The organism is Halalkalibacterium ligniniphilum, assembly GCF_000334155.1.
Classification (GTDB): Bacteria; Bacillota; Bacilli; order Bacillales; family Bacillaceae_D; genus Halalkalibacterium; species Halalkalibacterium ligniniphilum.
The window spans coordinates 22,541-44,076 of sequence record NZ_ANNK01000091.1; the positions used below are offsets into that span (position 1 = coordinate 22,541).

The window sequence follows — 21,536 nt, forward strand, 5'->3', positions numbered from 1 at the left end:
ACAATGATGGAAAATATGAAAAAAAAGAAAGAAATGCGTCATGGATACACAACAGGGGCATGTGCAACAGCAACAACTAAAGCAGCATTAATTGCTTTGATTTCTGGAGAACCACAAACAGAGGCAACCATTTATCTACCAATTAAAAAATTTGCCACGTTTGAGATGGTGAGCTGTGAAAGGGTCGGACAAGGAGTAGAAGCAGGCACCATTAAAGACGGTGGCGATGATCCGGATGCTACGCATGGTGCTTTAATTAAATCAACCGTGTCTTGGAGTGACACTCCAGGAATTACGTTGGAAGGGGGGATAGGGGTTGGTCGTGTGACAAAGGCGGGACTGCCCGTTCCGGTAGGTGAAGCTGCGATCAATCCTGTTCCTCGAAAAATGATCCTTGAAACCGTTAATGAGGTATTGGAAAAGCACGGGATTTCTAAAGGGGTAAACGTCGTAATTTCTGTTCCAGATGGTGAGGAAATCGCCAAAAAAACCTTAAATAGTCGCTTAGGGATTATTGGAGGCATCTCAATTTTAGGAACTAGAGGGACCGTGGTTCCTTTTTCTAGCTCTGCTTATATGGCAAGTATCGTACAAGCAATCAGTGTAGCGAGAGCAAGCAACTGCGATCATGTCGTCATAACAACAGGGGGCAGAAGTGAGAAGTTAGGAATGAAGCAGTACCCAGACCTGCCTGAGGAAGCGTTTATTGAAATGGGAGATTTTGTTGGGTTTACGTTAAAACAATGTAAACGACAAGGAATCAAAAAGGTATCCATGGTCGGCATGATGGGAAAGTTTTCAAAAGTTGCCCAAGGTGTTATGATGGTTCACTCCAAAAGCGCTCCTGTTGATTTTCATTTCTTAGCAGAAGTAGCTGGAAAAGCAGGTGCAAATGAATCCATCCTGGAACAAGTGCGTGAGGCGAACACTGCTTCTCAAGTTGGGGATCTGTTATATGAAAATAATTTTGCCGATTTCTTTAGAATCCTTTGTGAACATTGCTGTTCGTCAGGTTTAAAGGAAGTTGGAGGCGGTCTTTTTATTGAAACAAGCTTATATTCGATGAAAGGAACGTTTTTTGGAAAGGCGGCTATTGATGAAAGAGAACATTAAAATGATTGGGATCGGAGATGAAGGAAAGGAAAGTCTCCTCCCATTGTATGAAAAGTGGATTGATGAAAGTGAAGTATTAATAGGCGGAGAAAGGCAACTGTCTGTCTTTCCAGATTATCAAGGTGAAAAGGTTGTCATAAAAGGCGGACTTCAATCACTTGTGGAACAATTACAAAACGAAACAAGACGTGTTGTGATTCTCGCATCAGGAGATCCTTTATTTTATGGAATTGGCGGCTATTTATCGAAAAAGGTGGAGCTCGACATTTATCCTTATTTAAGCTCGATACAGCTTGCTTTTTCAAAAATAAAAGAACGCTGGCACGATGCTTACATAACAAGTGTCCATGGACGAAGTATGGATGGGCTTGTTCAGCGTATTGATGGGCAATCAACGGTAGCACTGCTTACCGATTCGGATAATCACCCAGGACGTATTGGGGATTATCTACTTTCATATGGTATGACAGAGTATCGTGCGTTTGTCGCTGAAAATCTTGGTGGAAAGAATGAACGTTGCAGTTGGTACGAGCTAGGAGATTTAAGCTCGGTAGATTTTTCCCCACTAAATGTCGTGATTTTAAAAAAAGTGGCAGAAGGTCCATCTTGGGCGTTTGGAATTAACGATGAAGAGTTTTATCAAAGAAAGCCTGAAAAAGGGTTGCTTACAAAAAAAGAAATTAGAACCTTAAGCTTGGCTGCACTAAATTTAAAAAAAGATAGTGTTTTTTGGGATATAGGAACGTGTACAGGATCAATGGCAATTGAAGCGGCGAGGATCGCGAAAGAAGGAAAAGTCTTTGCAATTGAAAAAAATGAGCATGATTTAAAAAATTGTCGGCTAAACATGGTGAAGTTTCGCACAGATTTTCACGTTGTCCAAGGAAAAGCACCAGAAAAGCTCGACCATTTTTTAGATCCAGATGCCGTTTTTATTGGCGGGACAGCCGGTGGAATGGAGGATATTCTTGACGTTTGCTGTTCACGGCTAAAGGCTAGCGGTCGAATTGTCTTAAACGCCGTCACAATTGAAAATTTGGTCCAAGCAGTAGAAGGCTTTAAAAAAAGAGGCTTTGAGACTGAGATAACACTTGCGCAAATTTCACGAAGTAAACCAATTCTTAATCTAACTCGTTTTGATGCATTAAACCCGATATACATTATTACAGCAAAGCGCAAAGAGAGGAATGGAACATGATAGGAACATTGTATGGTTTAGGAGTAGGACCTGGAGATCCTGAGCTTTTGACGGTCAAAGCGTTTCGGAAGCTGAAGGAGTCGCCAGTTATCGCCTACCCGAAAAAAAGAAAAGGGAGTAAAAGCTACGCTCAACGTATCATTGATGTCTACGTAAATCCTAGTGAAAAAGAAATGCTGGGGCTTGTGTTTCCGATGACAAAAGATCCGGTAATCCTTGAACGGGAATGGTCCAATACGGTCGAAGCTGTCTGGGAAAAACTACGGGAGGGAAAAGATGTTGCGTTTGTTACCGAAGGGGACCCTCTATTGTATAGTACATTCATTCATATGATGAACCTGATGAAGGAGCGCTATCCTGAAGTCTTGATACAGACTGTACCAGGTATTTCTTCGATTAATGGTGCGGCATCCAGACTTGGTATTGCCCTTGCTGAAGGGGATGATCATGTGGCGATTATTCCAGCAAGAGATGATTATGAAACGATGAAAAAAGCAATTGTTGAGAATGATTGTGTCATTTTTATTAAAGTGGCAAAGGTAATAGATTTAATGCTTCGTATTCTTCGTGAGCTTGATTTACTTGACCGAGCTTCTGTCGTCACGAAAGTAACCTCTGATGAAGAAATTGTTTGGAACGTTCAAGAACTAGAGCGAGCGGAACTCGAATATTTAACGTTAATGGTGGTTAGAAAATAATGAAAATAACGATTATCGGTGCAGGACCCGGAGATCCTGATTTAATTACTGTAAAAGGCTTAAAGCTGCTTCAAGAAGCAGACGTTGTTATGTATGCCGACTCCCTTGTTAGTACTGAGCTAATTGAACGAGCAAAACCGAATGCGGAAGTCATTAAAACGGCAGGCATGCATTTGGAGGAAATGGTTGCGCTTATGGTGGACCGAGTACAAAAGAATAAAAAAGTCGTGCGTGTCCATACAGGTGATCCAGCTGTATATGGAGCGACGATGGAGCAGATTGCTCTTTTACATAAAGAAGGCATTAAAGTTGATATTATACCAGGTGTCAGCTCTGTGTTTGCTGCAGCTGCCGCAGTAGGTGCCGAATTAACGATTCCTGACTTAACCCAAACGGTGATTTTAACCCGTGCTGAAGGGCGTACACCAGTTCCTGACACAGAAAAGCTTCGGGATTTAGCAAAGCACCATTGCACCGTTGCCTTATTTTTAAGTGCGACACTAACAAAAAAAATTGTTAAGGAGTTTCTCGATGCAGGTTGGAGCGAGAAAACTCCTGTTGCTGTTGTATATAAAGCAACATGGCCAGATCAAAAAATTCTTCGTTCGACACTTGAGCGCCTTGATGAAGACATGAAAGCAAATGGCATGCGCAAGCAAGCAATGATTTTAGCTGGATGGGCACTCGATGAACAGATTCATAATAAAGACTACCGATCAAAGCTCTATGACAAAGCATTTACGCATGGTTTTCGAAAAGGAGTGAAAGAATGACACTCTTATTAGAAGAAGGAAAGGCAGTTACGATAAAACAGCAGGAAAACTACGCCATTGTAGCCATAACCAAACATGGAGTGAACCTGGCACGAAAATTACTCAGTTCATTTCAAAATGCTGATTTATATTATATGGAAAAATTTAAAAAAGGAGATGAAGAAGCTAAACATATTCAATTATTTACAGGAAGTGTTCGTCTCCTTCTTCCATCTCTCTTTCAGTCCTATAAAGGGATTATTATGATCATCTCGCTTGGTGCAGTTGTCCGAATGATTGCGCCTCTATTAAAAGATAAGAAGACAGACCCTGGCGTTGTAGTCCTTGATGATAAGGGCGAGTATGCTATTAGTGTTCTTTCTGGTCATTTAGGCGGTGCAAATGAATTAACAAGAGAGGTGGCGGAAAATCTTGGAGCAATTCCTGTTATCACCACCGCATCAGATGTGCAGCAAACCATTCCAGTGGACTTATTCGGTAAAAGGTTTGGCTGGGTTTGGGATTCAGCAGAGAAGCTAACACCGGTAAGCGCTTCGGTGGTGAATGAAGAGCATGTAGCAGTGATTCAAGAATCAGGGGAGAAAAACTGGTGGACCTATGATCGACCGATTCCTGAGAACATTAAGCTTTATGAATCCATCCAAGAAGCTTTGTGCGCAGAGCCTGACGCAGCGCTTGTGATTACTCATCGAAACCTAACGGAGAACGAAAAATTAATCATTAAAAATGGTGTCGTGTACCGACCAAAGGTAATTGTTCTCGGTGTTGGTTGTAACCGTGGAACATCAAGCCAGGAAATTGAAAAGGTAATCCTTGATACACTAGCAGAATTAAATTTTTCAATTAAAAGTGTAAAAGCGATTGCTACGATTGATTTGAAAAAAGATGAAATCGGTTTATTAGAGGTGGTCCAAAAATACAATTGGGACTTCGCTTATTATCCAGCAGAACATTTGAACAAAGCTGAAATAAGTGAGCCTTCAGAAACCGTCTTTAAATTCACTGGAGCCTATGGTGTAAGTGAGCCTGCTGCACGTCTTTATAGTGGAGCGAAGGAGCTAGCACTTGTTAAGAAGAAATCAGGTAACGTGACGATTTCAGTTGCTGTGATTCCAAACGAAAGTAGCATGATATGAGGTGTAGAAGATGACAGAGCGACGATTAGTTATTGCTGGAACAGGGAGCGGAGTTGGTAAAACAACCTTAACGATTGGGCTGATGTCAGCACTTAGAAAAAAAGGGTTTACGGTGCAAGGCTTTAAATGTGGACCTGACTACATTGACCCTTCTTATCACACGGCTGTTACAGGTAGACCATCACGAAACCTTGATAGCTGGATGCTTCAAAAGGAAACGGTTCTTGATATTTATGCAAGAGGCAGTGAGGGAGCCGACATTTCGATCATTGAAGGTGTAATGGGCTTCTTCGATGGAAAAAACCCAAAAACGAATGAAGGCAGTACGGCAGAAATTAGTATGATCACAGAAAGCCCTGTCGTTCTTGTTGTCAATTGTGCTAGTATGGCCAGGAGTGCAGCAGCAATTGTTAAAGGCTTCCAGTGTTTTGCAGAGGGGCCAAACATTGTTGGAGTGATTGCAAACAAAGTTGGGAGCGAAGGGCATTTTAAGCTTGTAAAAACAGCAATTGAGCAGGAGTGCAATATACCAGTCATCGGCTATCTAACAAGAGAGATGGACATTGAAATTCCAGAAAGACACCTGGGATTAATACCATCCATTGAGCGAGGTGAGCTTGATCCGTTTTTTGACCGTCTCGGAGAGCTTGTCTTAGATTCTGTTTCCATTGATCAGCTCTTGGAATTAGCGACGGCTCCGTCACTAAGCCAAAGGGAATCTCCATCTATTTTTACGAGGAAGGAAGAGGCTTCTGTTCGACTTGCTGTAGCGAAGGATGCCGCTTTTAATTTTTACTACCAAGAAAATATCGAGATCCTTGAGTCCCAGGGTGCAGAAATTGTTTATTTTTCTCCTCTTGCAGGTGAACGGTTACCAGAGCACATTGATGGGCTTTATTTAGGTGGAGGATTTCCAGAAGAGTTTTTAGAAGAATTAGCGAAGGGGACCGAAGTAAAACAGTCGTTACGTGAAGCTATTTTAAATGGGTTACCTACGCTTGCTGAGTGTGGTGGATACATGTATTTGACAGAATCAATCGAAGGAACGGACGAAAAATCGTTTGAAATGGTTGGAATCATTCCTGGAAAAGTGAAGATGCAAGAAAAACTTGTAGCTCTAGGTTATAGAGAAATTATCGGTGTGAGCGGAAACTATCTCTTGCCAGATAACGTGAAAGCCAAAGGCCATGAGTTTCATTACTCAACATTTTATTCCGAGCAGGATCTACCATATGCTTATGAAACAAAAGGGATGCGCGGAATGAAAAAAGAAGGCTATATGAATGAAAATTTGATCGCAGGCTATACACATTTTCATTTTGCTTCCTGCCCAGAGATGGTAACAAACTGGATTCAAAAATGTAAGGAAATAAAACGAAAAAATAAAATTTCACGATAAACGAGTAGCGGTACCTTTAATTTTTTAAAAAGAAAGAATTTAAGTAAGGAGCACAAAAAAGTGGACATGTCACAATTAACTTCAATTCCATCACTTAGTTTACAAACGGGAAACGAGGTCCGATACTATCTAACGACGTTAACAAAACCACTTGGAAGCCTCGGAAAGCTTGAAGAATATGCTGTTTCCTTAGCAGAAATGACCAACGAGACGTTTCCGACGGTTACACCTCCTGGGGTTATCGTGTTTGCAGCTGATCATGGAATTACTGCTGAAGGGGTTTCTGCTTATCCACAGGAAGTAACGGCCCAAATGGTCACGAACTTTTTAAATGGCGGCGCCGCCATAAATGTATTTAGCAAGCAAATTGGTGCCCTTTTTCAAATCGTTGATATTGGTGTTGCCTCCGACATAGAGCGAGAAGGCCTTGTTAAAAAGAAAATCCGATTTGGTACAGCAAATACGTTAGTGGAAGATGCGATGACAAGAAGTGAGGTAGAAGAAGCACTTCTAATAGGATTTACACAGGCTGAAGAGATCATTAAGAAAGGTGCAAAATGTCTTCTGCTTGGAGAAATGGGGATTGGAAACACAACAACGAGCAGTGCTATTTTAGCTGTCTTAAGTGGGAAAGACGTTAAAGAGCTTGTAGGACAAGGGACAGGAATTTCTGAAGAGAGAGTTGTCCATAAGCAAAAAATCATTGAAAAGGTAATTCGCAAAAGAAACCCAGATCCAAACGATCCCATCGACATCCTTTCAAAGCTAGGAGGGCTTGAAATAGCTGGTATGGCAGGTGCGATGCTTTCAGCTGCACATCATCGAATCCCCATTCTTGTAGATGGCTTCATTTCCTCAACTGCAGCACTTATTGCGAAAGCCATTTCAAGCAAAGTTTCCGACTATATGTTTTTATCCCACCGTTCAGTGGAACCAGGGCATGATACTGTAATTCAATTGTTGGAAAAACAGCCTATTTTAGATTTGGAGCTTCGCTTAGGAGAAGGGAGTGGATCAGCCATTGCCTTTCCTATTCTTCAATCAGCGACGTTAATGCTTAAGGAAATGGCAACATTCACTTCAGCGGGGGTTTCAACCAAGGATCAAACCAATTAGACTAGAACACAAATCGAATGTGTTGTTCAATAGCAGGAAAGGAGCGCCTGAATGATGAAAACGATTGACCTATTAAAAGCGAGAAGAGCAATACGAAATTATGAAAACCGCAAAGTAGAAAAAGAGAAGATCGAATACTTACTTGAAGCGGCGACTTTGGCACCGACAGATCGGCTGCGTGAACCCTGGAGCTTTTATGTGATTCAAGATGAAGCAAAAGAGCGTTATGAAGAATTAGCAAAAGAATTTTTATTGGAACGGTTTCCAACAAAGCCTAATTTAGTAGAGAGCTCCTTAAAAGTAGTTTCAACAACACCTGTTATGATTATTGTAACCTCTGATCTTGTAATTGATGATGAAGATGCTTCAGAAGACAATGAATACGCGGTTTGTTGCGCGATTCACTCTATGTGGTTAGCTGCGAGTGAGCTCGGTTTAGGATTTGTTTGGCGAACAAGAGGGGTTGGGCTCGTTCGGGATTCTCGATTACATACATTTATTGGGGCACCAGAGAATAAAAAAATTATCGGTACGATCTTTCTTGGCTACCCAGACAAAGAAGCTCTTAATAGCATGAAGCCGTCGAAACGTACTCCTTATCACGAAAAAACAGTTTGGCTTTAAAAGTCTAAAAGATAAAATCATTGAGGAGACAGTTTAGGACGCTGTCTCTTTTGCTATAATTTAAAATGTTTGATAACTTTTGTACCAAGGTATTAATATAATAAGCCTAATTAATTGACTTCTTAAACTGTAAGCGTTAGGATTACAGTACTCTTCCATAAGAAGGAGCCGAATTGTGTGAAAAGCGAATTTACAATTGCCGTACACAGTCTTGTCTATCTTGCTTATTTGCCAGAGCATATGGCGAGCAGTGAAATGATCGCAGAAAATGTAGCAACGAATCCAGCAAGAATTCGAAAAATCATGAGTTGTCTAAGAAAAAATGGGTTTGTAACGACGAAAGAAGGAAATGGTGGAGGCTATATATTAAATAGCAACCCACAAGAACTGACATTAGCTCATATCTATCAAGCAGTTTCACATGGTACACTCAAACCCCATTGGAGCAGTGGTAACCCTGAGGAATCATGCCCTATTTCAGCTAATATGCATGTCGTTATGAATCAAATTTTTCATGATGCAGAAAATTATTTTGAAAAATATTTAGAAACAATAACCATTAGTTCAGTATTGGCGGACATAAAATTATGCCCTTAGACCTAGGATTTTATTTAACCTTTGTGTTACTTTTTTGAGTACAGTTGAAGGTATTCATAGAAGCTTAGATTTATACCCTTTAAATGGTGGTGAATAATAATGGAAAATAGTCATAATAAACGTTTCGTAATTGGAGATTGGGTGAAGGGAAAGCTTAAAAACGGTGAATTGTTACATGGTTTTATTCAAACGATCGATCCAATAAAAGACATTATTAGAGTTCATGTTGTTGCATGTGAAAATGAAGATACGATTGGGAGTACAATTGGACTTCCGAGTAATGCCGTTCAGCTCATACCAAACACACAGGTAAATAACGAAGAACAAATCTATACACTGATTGATCTTGCGTTATTAACGAAAGATGAGCAATGGTTTAACGAACTTACGACAGCATTAAAAACCGTAGAAAAAACAAATGCGAACAATAAACCAATTGCAAGTGATTCAAATTTCGGAAGCAGTGTATGGTAAGAAAAGTGTAGGTGGAATGAAAGGAGCGCTAAAACGCACATGCTGATACAGCTGTGTTGAATCCTGTTGGGTACTATTTTAAAGAGTCATGTCTTAAAATGAGACAAGGCTTCGAACAGGTTGCACAAAGGATTAAGCAAAGCGGTGTCGATGCTGAAGGAAAAATGGGTAGCATTTTTTGTTACCCATCATCACGGTGATCATGCCCAATACTATACAGCTCTTGATACGCCTCCAGAGCATGACGAAATCGTGAAGACGGACAAAGATATCGATATCTTACTCGACAAGCGTGAAGATTTCTTAGATGGTGTTTGGAACCATATTTCTATGTAGCACGAGAAGAATTTGTCATTACGAACCCTTCCAAAGGCTCACATATCCATTAATTCATGATCGTGATTTGAAATATTGATCGAGGCTGGGACATAACGAACGTGTATGATTGAAAAGCGATTGCTATGCAGCAACGATCATAACGTTCGGATGTCTCATAAATAAAAACTCTTTTGTCCCAGCCCCTTTTTAAGCTTTCTCTTACAAATTTGCTCTTCTTAGCATGAAAGCTCTAAACAATGTTCAAATTTGTTTTAGTGAAAATACTTCTTTGTTCCAAATCTTCTTCGAACTTCCCATTCATCTATAACTTGATGTGATATAATGCTATCTTGATAATCTATATGATCACTAAATGAAGTAAGGGGATTTTAATGGACTTTTCGATACAGTATCTCTCCTTTTTTGTTATTGAAGTCGACGGCCAAGGGGAGCAAGCGGATAAACGTTATAAGCACTACCAAACATTAGATGAAGCAGCATATGTTGAGAGCGCACTGAAAGAATTTCTTGATGGTGAATTAATGAAAGTTGCAAAACGAAAGGTAGAGCGAAACCCTAAATCTGAACAAGTACCTACAAAAATTGGTCGTTTTATCGTCGAGCCTGGCTATGACATTGACACAAACCCAAATTATAATCTTTTTAACCGAATTCGGTTGGCTACTTCTGCTGAAGATTTTAAAATGAATAGTGAGGAACTAGTGCGCGCATACAAAGATACGAGTGCGATTCGTGGAGGAGCGATACTTGTTATCCGTGCAAAATTAACAAAGTATATGGATGATCCATTTGTGTTTGTTTTAAAATGTGATTTTGAGCAAAAGGTAGCTAGCATCTCTGATGAAAAAACACTAATCCGACATGTAGAAAGGGCAATCACAACAAAAAACATGAAATCGATCCAATACCCGTTCATGCCAGAAGAAGGCATGGTTGAGGAATGGGAGCTGAAAATTCACCAATCCTCCCATGCGCGTTACTTTGAAGACTTTTTAAAGTTTGTAGAATACAATCAATCCATGCCTGAAATCGTCAAAACACAGGTCATACAAATCGCCCAGCAGCATATTGCTGAAACGTATGCGGAGGAAAGCCCTGAACGCCAGCAAGAGGAAGAGTATATGGAAGCATGGTCAAACACACCTGTGCGAGAGCTTCAGGAAAAATGGACGCCAGAGCAAGTCGTCGAAGCTTCTGCACCGATAGTCGAGCAGCAGCCAGAGCTGCCACTCAAGCTCAAGCTTGACCATATTGATGTAAAGGCATTGCTGTCGGATTTCGGAGAATCACTTCATATTGGGAAGATAAACGGGAAATACGTGATCGTCATTGAAGGAGATTCATTTACGTTTGAGAAGGGCGTTTCACCCGTGGAGTTTTTGAAGCCTGATTCGCTTGAGGATGTGTTGAAGAGGGTTGGTAGATAGTACAATGTAGATTAAGCATTATTCATTCACTCATCTTAAATTTTTCGATATACTAGGCTCATATAAAATAGACAGCAAGGGAATGAATACATGTTGAAATTGGTTTCGTGGAATGTGAACGGACTTAGGGCTTGTGTGCGCAAAGGATTTCTAGATTATTTTGCAGAAGTGGATGCGGATATTTTTTGCATCCAAGAAACAAAATTACAAGAAGGACAAATTCAGCTCGAATTAAATGGCTACGAGCAGTATTGGAATTATGCTGAAAAAAAAGGGTATTCAGGTACTGCCATTTTTACGAAGAGAAAGCCAATATCCGTTAAATATGGTGTCGGGAATGAAGAGCATCAAACAGAAGGACGGATCATAACGTTAGAATTTGACGATTTTTATCTAGTAAATGTCTATACGCCGAATGCAAAGCGAGATTTATCAAGACTTGACTATCGCTTAATTTGGGAGGATGCATTCCGTATGTATCTTAAAGAATTAGACACGATTAAACCAGTTATCCTATGTGGCGACTTGAATGTTGCCCACCAAGAAATCGATTTAAAAAACTCAAAATCAAATAAAGGTAACTCTGGATTTACGGATGAAGAACGATTGAAAATGACAACATTGCTTTCAAGTGGTTTTATCGATACGTTTCGATATTTTTATCCTGAAAAGGAGGATGCCTATACTTGGTGGTCCTATATGGCTAAAGTTAGAGACAGAAATATAGGGTGGAGAATTGATTATTTTATTGTGTCAGAGAGACTGAAAGACAGACTAATTGACGCGGAAATCCATTCACAAATTCTCGGAAGTGATCACTGTCCTGTTGTTTTAGAAATGAAATGCTAGCAAGTAACAGAGCGACATCGCAAAGTAAATAGAAAAAATTCCAATGACCAATGGTGAAAAAGATTCCATTGGTTTTTCTCTTTATATGGTTCTTTATTTTATCAAGACATGCCATCAAAATAATAAAGAACATTATTTAGGCATAAAATTTCAATTAATAAAGGAAAAAGAAGTACAATAGAAGTAAATTTCTACATATAAATGAGGTATTTTACTATGGAGGCTACAGGTCTTGTTTTAGAGGGCGGTGGCATGAGAGGGCTCTACACTGCAGGCGTACTGGAATATTTTTTGGAGCAGAATCTGTACTTTCCTTACGTGATTGGTGTATCAGCTGGTGCTTGTATGGCTGCTTCCTATTTATCGCGACAAGAAGGCAGAAACAAAAAGGTAAACATCGAGTTAGTGAGCGACCCTCGCTATTTATCTTTTCGTAATTTCATTCGTAAACGAGAGCTATTCGGGATGGATTTTTTATTCGATGAAATTCCTACAAAGATTGTTCCTTTTGATTTTGAAACGTTTTTAAGTGAGAAGCAGCAATTTGTCGTCGTGACAACCGATTGTGAGACAGGCGAAGCCATTTATTTTAATAAGCATGAGCACGGCAATGATATTTTAAAGATACTTCGGGCATCAAGCTCGATTCCTTTCATTGCGCCGGCTGTTGAATACAATAAAAAGTATTTGCTTGATGGAGGAATTATTGATCCGATTCCTGTTAAAAAATCGCAACAGGATGGTTACATAAAAAATGTCGTGATCATGACAAAACCAAAACATTTTAAAAGACGGCCGAGCAAAGCGGCTTCGGTCGTTAAATATTTATATAAACGCCACCCAATGATTGCATCACTCCTACAAGAACGCTATAAAATTTACAATGATACACTTTCTTTTATTGAAGAGGAAAAGACAAAAGGCAATGTTTTTGTGCTCCAACCAAGTGTGGGAATTCCAGTGGGCCGAATTGAGCGTAATCAAAAAAAACTTACTGAGCTATATGAACTTGGTTATAACGATGCGAAATCACAATTTAACCAATTAAAGCAGTTTTTAATTCGACAAAATCAGATGATAAAAAGCAAAGAAGGTTAGAATCAAAGAAAACAGGATAACGAGCTTTCTATCAAAAGAGAAAAATGGTGAAAACGATGGAAAACATTTCATCTTCTGTCACGTTAATTAAACAGGAAAAAGGAGAAAATAAGATTATTTTTCTTTGGAGTTTTACGGTTTGGCTTGTTGTTATGAACACGACAATGTTCAATGTCGCTCTGCCTAGTGTATTGACCGATTTGTCGTTGTCATCTTCTACTGCTTCTTGGATTGTTTCTGGGTATTCAATCGTTTTTGCTATTTCAACCTTAACATATAGTCGTTTATCAGATTTTATTCCAATTGGAAGACTATTAATGATTGGATTAACATTACTCAGTATCTCATCAATAATCGGTCTCTTTGCACAGCCATTTTATTTATTACTTGCAGCAAGAGTTTTACAAGCAGCTGGAGCTGGAGCCGTTCCAGGTCTTGCCATGGTACTTGCGGGACGTTATATTCCCATATCCAGACGCGGAAGAGCGATGTCATTTATTGCTTCTGCTGCGTCGTTAGGCTTCGGACTTGGTCCTGTGATTGGCGGAGCGATTACCCAATATTTTGGCTGGCATTATCTTTTTGCTGTAACAGGGCTTGTGATTTTTTTAGTCCCTCTATTTAAAAAATGGATTCCAGCAGAAGAAGTAAAGAAAGGAAGGTTTGACTATTTTGGTGCAGTACTAACGGGAGTCGCCGTAACAGGTTTTCTGCTGTTTCTTACAAGCTTTTCGTTTCTTTTTCTATTTGGTAGTTTGATTTCATTCGTTCTTTTATGGAGGCATATCCATTCGGCAGAACGGCCTTTTATCCAACCTGTCCTTCTTAAAAACAAACGCTATATGATGCTATTATTTGTTGGATTTACTGCATTTATGACCCATTTCTCTACGTTGTTTTTAATGCCAATCATGCTTTCTGTTTTATTTGGGCTGGAACCTGCGAAAATTGGTATCATTATTTTTCCTGGAGCGATTTTTTCAGCCTTTGCTGCTCCTATAATTGGACGTTTTATTGACCGATTAGGAAACAACCCTTTGATCTTGTTTGGTCATGTATCATTACTTCTAGCAACATTTCTATTTGCGTTTTTGTCAAGCTTATCTCCATATGTAATATTAATCACTTATTTGTTTGTAAGCGTTGGATTTTCAGCATTAAATTCTAGTGTTGCAAATGAGATATCTAGAATATTGGTGAAAGATGAAATGGGTGCAGGTCTTGGAATGGCACAGCTCATCCAATTTTTTGGAGGGGCGTTCGGAGTGGCACTAGCTGGATTGTTGCTCGTATGGCAAGAAAGTATTTTACCTACTTTCGCCTATAGAAATATTTATTTAGGTTTAACGACATTCATCGTCATATCTTTTACCATCTTTTTGTTTTATGTTAGGAGCTCCCAATTGAATAAATAGTTTCATTCCAATGATCATTTTTTTGACTGCCATCTATTCGATTTCGAAATGCCCTTGGATGGCATTTTTTATTAAGCATATCTGAAATATAAAATTCCCTTTTTTGATATAATATATATTCAGTACATCGTTAACAGTCATTTTTTCATAAGCTCACACAGATTTTAAAACGATTTAAAATGAAAAGAATCACAGCATAAAGGAAGTGCGGCATGAAATTAAGCATTTTAGATCAATCCCCAATAGCGTCTGGAAAAACGGCTCATGAAGCACTACAGGAATCAATGAAGCTTGCGCAAATTGGTGAAAAATTAGGATACAATCGCTATTGGATTGCAGAGCATCATGATATGGCAGGACTCGCATGCTCAGTACCAGAAGTGATGTTGGGATACATCGGTGCAAAGACAAAAAGGATTCGTCTTGGCTCGGGAGCAGTTTTACTCCCACATTATAAGCCATATAAAGTCGCGGAAATATTTAATTTGCTGGCAACACTTTTTCCAGAGCGCATTGATATTGGAATAGGGAGAGCTCCAGGTGGGTCAGCGGAAGTGACAATGGCTCTTTCAGATCAATTTTTGGAAAAAGTTTGGAAAATGCCTGAATTAATTGAGGAACTTCTCCATTTTTTATATCAAGACTTTCCATCTGACCATATGTTTTCAAAAATTTCTGCAGCTCCTCTTCCAGAAAAACCACCGCAAACTTGGCTTCTTGGTACAAGTGAAAAAAGTGCAAAGGTAGCTGCCGAAAAAGGGATTGCGTATACATTTGGTCATTTTATGAGTGATAAAGATGGAGCAGCGATTGTTAAGCACTACAAGGAAAGCTTTAAAGCGAATAACGGCCTAAACCGCCCTGTGTCAATGATTGCGGTTACAGCGATTTGTGCAGAAACAACAGAAAGAGCAGAGGAACTAGCCTTAAGTACTCTAATATGGCAAATTGAGACAGGAAAAGGGAATGGAAAGAATGGGATCCCTTCTTTTGAAGAAGCGAGACAATATACTTTAACTGAAAAAGAACAAGAAATGATTGATAGCATGAGAAAAAAAATGGTGATAGGAAATCCTGAAGAAGTAAGGCAGCAGCTTCTTACTTTACAAGAGACCTATGAAGTTGATGAAATCATGATCGTTACAAATGTACATTGTTTTCAAGAACGGATTCAATCGTATGAATGGATTGCAAAAGCAATGCTTTGATAAACTTTTTTGAAAACGAAGTAATGATTTGTGAAGCGAGCAGTGTCTGTAATATGAATGACTTTCCATACGATGAGGAGATGTTGTAATGGTTAACGAAGTGTTTCTCAATCATGTAAAAATTCAAGTGACAAATTACAAAGAAGACATTCTCGAGCATGAAAAGTACAAAATATCCTTTGATTTTAAAGTGAGGGGAGGAAATGACTATCATGACATGACCGTACTCCTATATGAAAATGTATTTAATGTGAAAATTCCTGCTAGAGAGATTGAATTCAGAGGGAAAATCAACAAGTACTCAACGTCTCGAGTTGATTTTACTGATGAGCATTCTATTTCAGAGTTTAAATTAGAATTGATTGAAGTAGATGGACAATAACCTGTTAAAAAAGCACTCACGTTGATAGGCGTATTGAACGTGAATGCTTTTAATATTATTTTAAAACACACTTAAGTTTAAATAATCCAATGACTGTAGACTATATTCTACAATTCCTCGTAAGTCATCGATTTGTTGTTCGTTAATCTTTCGCTCGAAATTTATATTAATTTTTGTGAACATTTGATTTTCTCGTCCAAATTGGTACATAATTTCTTGTCTAATCACAGGCCTTTGGTTCCAGACGTCAGCTAAATGCTTCTCAATCGTTGGGCAATCTTTTTCAGGCTCTTCAATTTTTGCATAAAAATTGACTTCGATTTCGCAACCAGCCTTTTTTTCATCACCCTCGATTTTCTCAATTGTGAAATCAACGATTGAGGTTTGCAAGAGGATTTCTGCATAGGGATAAGAGCTTTGCGCCTCACGTGTTTGAAATTCCACCGAATACATTCTGGACATTGTTGCTAAATCAACGAGATCACTTCGATTGATGACGTTGATTTCACCGGCAAGATCTAAGTCATAGACATTCCCTTCAAGGATTACTTTTAGATTTTCATAAATCGTTGGATCGAACATTTGATATACTCCTTTAATTACCTTTTAAATAAATATTAGCTGATAAATTGGTTTATATATAGGTAAAGATTCATTCAAAAAAATTGGCGATTTCGTCTACGATTAGAGCCATTCTTTTCTTTTTTTGTCAATTTCCTCTGTAACGACAAATGCTAAATCTTCATTGCCAAATAAAGATAAGACCCCAAGTAACGTGTCATTAGGGATTTCTCCAGCTTCTTCTTTCGGTACCGTTAATTCTACAGCCTGTGCTAATTCATGATTGGTTTCCTGATTCGGATATGCTCGCTTATAAACTTCAACTGGGTTGAGATCATGGTTCACACACCACTGAGCAAAGATGAGAATCATCATTTGCTCGTCCCGTTGGTAATTATGTATCATTTGATCTTCCATTCTTTTTCTGTCCACTTTCATTCTCCTTATAAAATCAATAATATGCATATTATAACGAAGATTTTGATCAGATAATACTTATGATTGTTTATTTGACTTATGCAAAAATTGACTTTATCTCCTAAAATAAAAAAGAAAAAGTTATTAGTTGAAAGATTAATAGAAGAAGAGTAAAGTGGATTAATGTGAATGTTTTGAGAGTCGAAATGTTTTCTTAAGAAAGGGAGCAGGAAAATGAGTCGATTGATCCACCATAACTTATACATTTATTATTCTTTGGTGCTTGTGCTATTTATCGTCAATGTGTTTTTAAAGAATGAAGCATTAGAATATATCGTCGGGTTGTTAGCATTACCAATGCTATTTATATCCTATTTAGGTGCTGCTAAACTGTTTCGAATTCTTGGAACTGTTTTTGTGTTGATTGGGTTGGTTTTGTTTCTTTATGCCGGATTGCCTCTTTATGAGATCCCGTTTTATATGACTTCTACCATGCCGCTATTGGCATTTTTAGCCGTCCTTCCTTGGATGAATAGCGTTGTACGAGCCGGTCGTTTCGACCGTCGCATTAATCAGTTGATGAAATCGAATGTGGAGGATTTAGGAAAGCTGTATGTAAGAACATCTTTAACGACCTATACACTTGTTTCATTTATTAATTTATCGGCTCTTTCCTTAACTCAGAATGTATTGATTGAAAATATGACAAAGTTTAAAAAAACGTTACGCGATGCATTTATTAGCAGAACAACACTTCGGGCTTTTGCGATTGCCCTCGCTTGGAGTCCAATGGAAATTATGGTTGCCATTACAGTTGATACGACTGGGGTAAGCTATCTTACTTATTTACCGTGGCTCTTATTGTGCTCTGTTATCATTCTCGTTATCGACACACTCTGGGGAAAAAAAGCTTTTCAAAATGTTCCTTATGAACCAGCAGTAGAAGGGCACAATCGTGTTTTCAGTCCAAAAGAATTTGGGTTGCAAATCCTTCACCTTTTGGTTGTATTAACGACGTTCCTTGCGATTGTAGTTTTCGTTGGTAATCAATTTAACCTTAATTTTATTTTAACGGTCACATTGGTCATTCTTCCATTCGCCTGCATTTGGGCCTTGTTTATGAAAAAATGGCGTAGCTTTTTAGCGATTGGCTGGGGGACATGGAAGGCGCGTACGAATGGGATGCAAAATTTTGTCGTGCTTTTTTTATCACTAGCGTTTTTTTCTAGTAGTTTAAATGAAACACCGTTTCTTCAACTGATTCAAGAACCATTTTTAGCTGCTTCTGGTTATCCAATCATTATTTTACTCTTAATACAGTTTATGTACCTAGGGATGAGCATGATTGGTGTACACCCTGTGGCGACAGTCGGTGTATTAATGGAAGTTTTGCCACCTCTATATGATGTTATGAATCCATTGAGCATTGGGATGGTACTAATTACAGGGGCATTAGCGACAGCCACTGTTGGTACGTATGGAGTTACTGTTACGATGACGTCCATGAACACAATTGAAAATCCTTATCGGATCATGCTACGAAATATGCCTTTTGCTCTTCTTTATGGTGGAATCGGAACCTTGATTGCGTATTTATTACTTTAAAAAGAAACCAAACCTGCTTACCTTTCATTAAATGAACTCTATCTAAAGGATGGATAAAATAAGTCACCATCCAACTGGTTAGTCTTGTAACCAGCCAGTTGTGGTATGATAAAAGAAAAAGGTGGATGAAGATGGACATTCAGTGGAAGTCAGATCGACACAACAAAATACCACTTTATATACAAATTAAAATGCTTGTAAAAGAAAAAATCTAGCAAGGTGAGTGGACCGTTTGAACCAAGCTACCATCTCAACGCAAAATTGCTAGAGGTTAATTGAAGCACCATCGTTCTAGCCTATGATGAATTAGCTGCTGAAGGGTTAATTATTAGTAGGGGAGGACGAGACACTTATGTGGCAAATGACACATGGAGCTTATTCGTCCTCAGGTCCAGATTGGAACTATGTTGAAAAAAGCTTCCACTTACCTAATCATCCTTTTGTACTAAAAATAAACAAAGCGAAGTTTCAGCAACACATTATTTGATTAGGTACAGGAGAATTAGTGAAGGAGCTTTTACCAACAGAGCACACAAATGAGATACTCCACCTTAAAGGAGAGAACTGCATTGGCAACATCAACAAGTAACACAGCCCAACCATTTTTGAAGTGGGCAGGAGGAAAAAGACAATTACTTCCTGAGATACAGAAATACATTCCTTCAAACTTTCAAACGTATTACGAGCCCTTTGTTGGAGCTGGAGCGGTCCTCTTCGGTCTGCAACCGAAGAATGCTATCATTAATGATATTAACTCAGAATTAATTAACACCTATCAAGTGATAAAAAACAATGTGGATGAGTTAATTGAAGAACTAAAAAAACATAAAAACGAGTCGGACTATTTTTATGAGATTCGAAATTGGGACAGGACCGATGAATATGCGCAGCGTACAGCCATTCAAAAAGCCTCAAGAATTATTTATTTGAACAAAACCTGTTTTAACGGACTATATCGAGTTAACCGCAAAGGACAATTTAATGTACCTTTTGGAAAATATAAAGATCCAAAATACGTAAATGAACAGGTTTTACGATCTGTTAGTGACTACTTAAACAATCATAACGTTACGATCATGAACAAAAGCTATGCGGAGGCTGTTTCAACAGCTAAAGAAGGGGACTTTGTCTATTTTGACCCTCCGTATGACCCTGTTTCGACCACATCTGATTTTACGAGCTACAGCTTAGACGGTTTTACAAAAGAGGATCAGATACAGCTCCGAGATGTTTTTTCAGAATTAGATAAGAAAGGGTGCTACGTCCTTCTCAGCAATTCAGCCACTGATTTTATCCTAGACATTTATAAAGATTATAAAATGGTCACGGTCCAAGCAACCCGAAGCATTAATTCAGTAGCAAGCAAACGAGGAAAGATTGATGAAGTCTTAATAATGAACTATGAAACTAAGTGACGGAAGGTTTGTATAATTAAAATTAAAATATTGTAGATGGGGTCCTGTCGACAAAACGCAGATATTATACGCTAAGCAATTTTTAACCTAAAAAAGCCGGATTCCTATATTCTAAGGAGGATCCGACTTTTTTATTTGGCTTGTTAAGTCTCCGTTCAGTTAAAACATGAGTTTTTATATTTCATTAATAGCTTCCATTCTTATATTTAGAACTAATTTTTTTGATTATCTTTATAAATGTAGTGAATATCTTTATCCTTGTGCTCGGTATAAAGATCCTAGTGTGTCAACAAGCCCTAATTCATAAGCTTTTTCAATATAACTCATTGTCGTTGATTCCATATGATGATTGTGTCATTCTTCTTTGAAGATGACTATGTTCCTTTTGCCGCTGATCTATCTTTCTTGATAGGGGAGGGTTAACAACTTCCTTTTGTTCGATGGATTTTAGAAAATAGTGACCGATTTCCTATAAATTTAAACAAAAAGGTAACAAGAAGTTAATGCCACTTATATTTTTCGAGTGAGCAAAGATTCTTCTACAAATGAAGGGAAACTTAAGACACTTCCCTTTGAATAATTGCTAATTCAAAAAGAGGCTGGGACATAACGAACGTGTATGATTGAACATGCGAACAATGCACAACCTTAGAGAAGTATATTTCCGAAGCGAATGCTATGCAGCAACGATCATGACGTTCGGATTTCTCTTCAATAAAAACTCTTTTGTCCGAGCCCTTTTATGAGAATTTAAGGTAAAAGGTCTTTAATTTCTTTCGCTAATTGATGTGGAGCGCTTGGAACGTTTTTTGGTTTGTGATCAAAAGCATCTGAAGAAAAAATCTGGATAATAATCTGCCCTCCATATGTTTTTGATTGGATAAGAATCGGTTGATTATGTTGATTTTTAAAAACAAAATCAGGACCGTACCAGCTGACCGTTGCGTCACGACCAGGTGGAACATAGGGAACACGCTTGCTGTGGCTGTACCGTTGCAGAATTTGCAAGCGAGCATGGTCTACCGCATTATAAAGGGTCGAAGACACTTGACAAATCCCTCCCCCGATTCCTTCTGTCAATTCACCTCTTACAATAACTGGAGCTGGTAAATAACCTTTTTCTTTCGTCCGCTTTCCGACTACCGCATTAAAGGAGAACGTCTCCCCAGGAAAAACAACGTAATTATTGATCGCCTCATTAGCAAGGGTAATATTATGACACCTTTCCTTATTATTCATATTAAAATAAGTAACATAGTAACCGATTCTCTGTGTACGAATATTTGCTAAAAGCTCACTGTCTACTTTTGGATAAAGCTTAATTTTTGGAATTTCAATTTCAGCATGCCCTTGAGCATAGAAGTAGGTATAAAATAATTCATGAAATCTTTTCTGATCAAGTTTATAGCCTACCTTCTCTTCTACAATTTGGCCATTGGAGTTTAGCGTTGCATTCGTAGGTGGCAAGTAAATATGCTTATCAAGCTCATTGATTAATTGTGAAAATTTCTCCGTATTGACCATGGCATTACCAAGTAACGGCATCATCAACTCTGTTCGATTTACTGTAGCAATTGTTTCACCATCATCTGTAATGACAAAATCATCATGAACGCTTGGTAATGGATGAAAGAAAAAAAGAATAAAAAAAACGAAATACTTCATAAGCCAGCCTCCCTCGTTCATAGTATA

General features: G+C 38.5%; 22 protein-coding genes. 19 read left to right on the plus strand and 3 right to left on the minus strand.

The window, feature by feature from the left end; translation table 11 throughout:
* The first annotated feature begins 15 nt into the window (after positions 1–15).
* The 17 genes from BLT_RS0110360 to BLT_RS0110440 all read left to right on the plus strand — a co-directional run bounded on the left by BLT_RS0110360 (position 16) and on the right by BLT_RS0110440 (position 15,846).
* The gene (locus tag BLT_RS0110360) at positions 16–1,113 is read left to right on the plus strand and encodes a cobalt-precorrin-5B (C(1))-methyltransferase (protein WP_026105064.1); all 1,098 of its coding nucleotides are present in this window, start codon (positions 16–18) and stop codon (positions 1,111–1,113) included.
* A complete protein-coding gene (cbiE, locus tag BLT_RS0110365) occupies positions 1,097–2,311 on the plus strand; it encodes a precorrin-6y C5,15-methyltransferase (decarboxylating) subunit CbiE (protein ID WP_017727727.1) in 1,215 nt (404 codons plus the stop codon). Before BLT_RS0110360 ends, cbiE begins: the two co-directional genes overlap by 17 nt.
* Positions 2,308–3,009, plus strand: coding sequence for a precorrin-2 C(20)-methyltransferase (gene cobI, locus BLT_RS0110370; RefSeq protein WP_017727728.1), 702 nt, complete (start codon positions 2,308–2,310; stop codon positions 3,007–3,009). Before cbiE ends, cobI begins: the two co-directional genes overlap by 4 nt.
* Positions 3,009–3,782 (plus strand): precorrin-4 C(11)-methyltransferase, encoded by a 774-nt coding sequence (gene cobM, locus BLT_RS0110375; protein WP_017727729.1) that lies wholly within the window; start codon positions 3,009–3,011, stop codon positions 3,780–3,782. Before cobI ends, cobM begins: the two co-directional genes overlap by 1 nt.
* The gene (locus BLT_RS0110380; protein WP_017727730.1) at positions 3,779–4,918 is read left to right on the plus strand and encodes a cobalt-precorrin 5A hydrolase; all 1,140 of its coding nucleotides are present in this window, start codon (positions 3,779–3,781) and stop codon (positions 4,916–4,918) included. The genes cobM and BLT_RS0110380 overlap by 4 nt, the downstream gene beginning before the upstream one ends.
* Before the next feature lie 10 nt (positions 4,919–4,928).
* Positions 4,929–6,317, plus strand: coding sequence for a cobyrinate a,c-diamide synthase (locus BLT_RS0110385; protein WP_017727731.1), 1,389 nt, complete (start codon positions 4,929–4,931; stop codon positions 6,315–6,317).
* Between the two features lie 66 nt (positions 6,318–6,383).
* On the plus strand, positions 6,384–7,433 hold the full coding sequence (cobT, locus tag BLT_RS0110390) for a nicotinate-nucleotide--dimethylbenzimidazole phosphoribosyltransferase (protein WP_026105065.1): 1,050 nt from the start codon (positions 6,384–6,386) through the stop codon (positions 7,431–7,433).
* Positions 7,434–7,487: 54 nt separating this feature from the next.
* Complete coding sequence (locus tag BLT_RS0110395; RefSeq protein ID WP_026105066.1) at positions 7,488–8,057, plus strand: nitroreductase family protein; 570 nt, start codon at positions 7,488–7,490, stop codon at positions 8,055–8,057.
* Positions 8,058–8,234: 177 nt separating this feature from the next.
* Complete coding sequence (locus BLT_RS0110400; RefSeq protein WP_017727734.1) at positions 8,235–8,654, plus strand: RrF2 family transcriptional regulator; 420 nt, start codon at positions 8,235–8,237, stop codon at positions 8,652–8,654.
* Between the two features lie 99 nt (positions 8,655–8,753).
* Positions 8,754–9,128: an IDEAL domain-containing protein gene (locus BLT_RS0110405; RefSeq protein ID WP_017727735.1), complete on the plus strand. Its 375-nt coding sequence runs from the start codon at positions 8,754–8,756 to the stop codon at positions 9,126–9,128.
* A 144-nt stretch (positions 9,129–9,272) separates the two neighbouring features.
* A complete protein-coding gene (locus tag BLT_RS21750) occupies positions 9,273–9,464 on the plus strand; it encodes a hypothetical protein (RefSeq protein WP_394295509.1) in 192 nt (63 codons plus the stop codon).
* 374 nt (positions 9,465–9,838) lie between these two features.
* Positions 9,839–10,894, plus strand: coding sequence for a DUF3900 domain-containing protein (locus BLT_RS0110415; RefSeq protein WP_017727736.1), 1,056 nt, complete (start codon positions 9,839–9,841; stop codon positions 10,892–10,894).
* A 93-nt stretch (positions 10,895–10,987) separates the two neighbouring features.
* A complete protein-coding gene (locus tag BLT_RS0110420; protein WP_026105067.1) occupies positions 10,988–11,743 on the plus strand; it encodes an exodeoxyribonuclease III in 756 nt (251 codons plus the stop codon).
* A gap of 216 nt (positions 11,744–11,959) precedes the next feature.
* Positions 11,960–12,841 carry a patatin-like phospholipase family protein gene (locus tag BLT_RS0110425; protein ID WP_017727738.1) on the plus strand — a complete coding sequence of 294 codons (882 nt, stop codon included), beginning with the start codon at positions 11,960–11,962 and terminating at the stop codon, positions 12,839–12,841.
* Between the two features lie 44 nt (positions 12,842–12,885).
* Positions 12,886–14,256 carry an MFS transporter gene (locus BLT_RS0110430; protein ID WP_394295510.1) on the plus strand — a complete coding sequence of 457 codons (1,371 nt, stop codon included), beginning with the start codon at positions 12,886–12,888 and terminating at the stop codon, positions 14,254–14,256.
* A gap of 212 nt (positions 14,257–14,468) precedes the next feature.
* Entirely contained in the window at positions 14,469–15,464 is a 996-nt protein-coding gene (locus BLT_RS0110435) for an LLM class flavin-dependent oxidoreductase (RefSeq protein WP_017727740.1), read from the plus strand.
* Positions 15,465–15,552: 88 nt separating this feature from the next.
* Entirely contained in the window at positions 15,553–15,846 is a 294-nt protein-coding gene (locus BLT_RS0110440) for a DUF3219 family protein (protein WP_017727741.1), read from the plus strand.
* Between the two features lie 60 nt (positions 15,847–15,906).
* On the opposite strand, the gene BLT_RS0110445 is transcribed toward BLT_RS0110440, so the two are convergent.
* Positions 15,907–16,428 carry a hypothetical protein gene (locus tag BLT_RS0110445; RefSeq protein ID WP_017727742.1) on the minus strand — a complete coding sequence of 174 codons (522 nt, stop codon included), beginning with the start codon at positions 16,426–16,428 and terminating at the stop codon, positions 15,907–15,909.
* 102 nt (positions 16,429–16,530) lie between these two features.
* The gene (locus BLT_RS0110450; protein WP_017727743.1) at positions 16,531–16,839 is read right to left on the minus strand and encodes a hypothetical protein; all 309 of its coding nucleotides are present in this window, start codon (positions 16,837–16,839) and stop codon (positions 16,531–16,533) included.
* A 219-nt stretch (positions 16,840–17,058) separates the two neighbouring features.
* Between BLT_RS0110450 and BLT_RS0110455 the strand changes: the two genes are divergently transcribed.
* Positions 17,059–18,429, plus strand: a complete 1,371-nt coding sequence (locus tag BLT_RS0110455) for a hypothetical protein (RefSeq protein ID WP_017727744.1) — start codon at positions 17,059–17,061, stop codon at positions 18,427–18,429.
* A gap of 536 nt (positions 18,430–18,965) precedes the next feature.
* On the plus strand, positions 18,966–19,844 hold the full coding sequence (locus BLT_RS0110470) for a DNA adenine methylase (protein ID WP_051045233.1): 879 nt from the start codon (positions 18,966–18,968) through the stop codon (positions 19,842–19,844).
* A 750-nt stretch (positions 19,845–20,594) separates the two neighbouring features.
* Here BLT_RS0110470 and BLT_RS0110475 read toward each other — a convergent pair.
* On the minus strand, positions 20,595–21,509 hold the full coding sequence (locus BLT_RS0110475) for a VanW family protein (RefSeq protein ID WP_017727747.1): 915 nt from the start codon (positions 21,507–21,509) through the stop codon (positions 20,595–20,597).
* Between the last annotated feature and the right edge of the window lie 27 nt (positions 21,510–21,536).

What these genes read in the sequence shown, in the direction of transcription:
- cobT (WP_026105065.1), top strand. Translation starts at nt 6,384, where the DNA reads ATGTCACAATTAACTTCAATTCCATCACTTAGTTTACAAACGGGAAAC.
- BLT_RS0110415 (WP_017727736.1), top strand. Translation starts at nt 9,839, where the DNA reads ATGGACTTTTCGATACAGTATCTCTCCTTTTTTGTTATTGAAGTCGAC.
- BLT_RS0110385 (WP_017727731.1), top strand. Translation starts at nt 4,929, where the DNA reads ATGACAGAGCGACGATTAGTTATTGCTGGAACAGGGAGCGGAGTTGGT.
- cobI (WP_017727728.1), top strand. Translation starts at nt 2,308, where the DNA reads ATGATAGGAACATTGTATGGTTTAGGAGTAGGACCTGGAGATCCTGAG.
- BLT_RS0110440 (WP_017727741.1), top strand. Translation starts at nt 15,553, where the DNA reads ATGGTTAACGAAGTGTTTCTCAATCATGTAAAAATTCAAGTGACAAAT.
- BLT_RS0110470 (WP_051045233.1), top strand. Translation starts at nt 18,966, where the DNA reads ATGAGATACTCCACCTTAAAGGAGAGAACTGCATTGGCAACATCAACA.
- BLT_RS0110405 (WP_017727735.1), top strand. Translation starts at nt 8,754, where the DNA reads ATGGAAAATAGTCATAATAAACGTTTCGTAATTGGAGATTGGGTGAAG.
- cobM (WP_017727729.1), top strand. Translation starts at nt 3,009, where the DNA reads ATGAAAATAACGATTATCGGTGCAGGACCCGGAGATCCTGATTTAATT.
- BLT_RS0110445 (WP_017727742.1), bottom strand. Translation starts at nt 16,428, where the DNA reads ATGTTCGATCCAACGATTTATGAAAATCTAAAAGTAATCCTTGAAGGG.
- cbiE (WP_017727727.1), top strand. Translation starts at nt 1,097, where the DNA reads ATGAAAGAGAACATTAAAATGATTGGGATCGGAGATGAAGGAAAGGAA.
- BLT_RS0110430 (WP_394295510.1), top strand. Translation starts at nt 12,886, where the DNA reads ATGGTGAAAACGATGGAAAACATTTCATCTTCTGTCACGTTAATTAAA.
- BLT_RS0110395 (WP_026105066.1), top strand. Translation starts at nt 7,488, where the DNA reads ATGAAAACGATTGACCTATTAAAAGCGAGAAGAGCAATACGAAATTAT.
- BLT_RS0110360 (WP_026105064.1), top strand. Translation starts at nt 16, where the DNA reads ATGAAAAAAAAGAAAGAAATGCGTCATGGATACACAACAGGGGCATGT.
- BLT_RS0110455 (WP_017727744.1), top strand. Translation starts at nt 17,059, where the DNA reads ATGAGTCGATTGATCCACCATAACTTATACATTTATTATTCTTTGGTG.
- BLT_RS0110425 (WP_017727738.1), top strand. Translation starts at nt 11,960, where the DNA reads ATGGAGGCTACAGGTCTTGTTTTAGAGGGCGGTGGCATGAGAGGGCTC.
- BLT_RS0110475 (WP_017727747.1), bottom strand. Translation starts at nt 21,509, where the DNA reads ATGAAGTATTTCGTTTTTTTTATTCTTTTTTTCTTTCATCCATTACCA.
- BLT_RS0110380 (WP_017727730.1), top strand. Translation starts at nt 3,779, where the DNA reads ATGACACTCTTATTAGAAGAAGGAAAGGCAGTTACGATAAAACAGCAG.
- BLT_RS0110435 (WP_017727740.1), top strand. Translation starts at nt 14,469, where the DNA reads ATGAAATTAAGCATTTTAGATCAATCCCCAATAGCGTCTGGAAAAACG.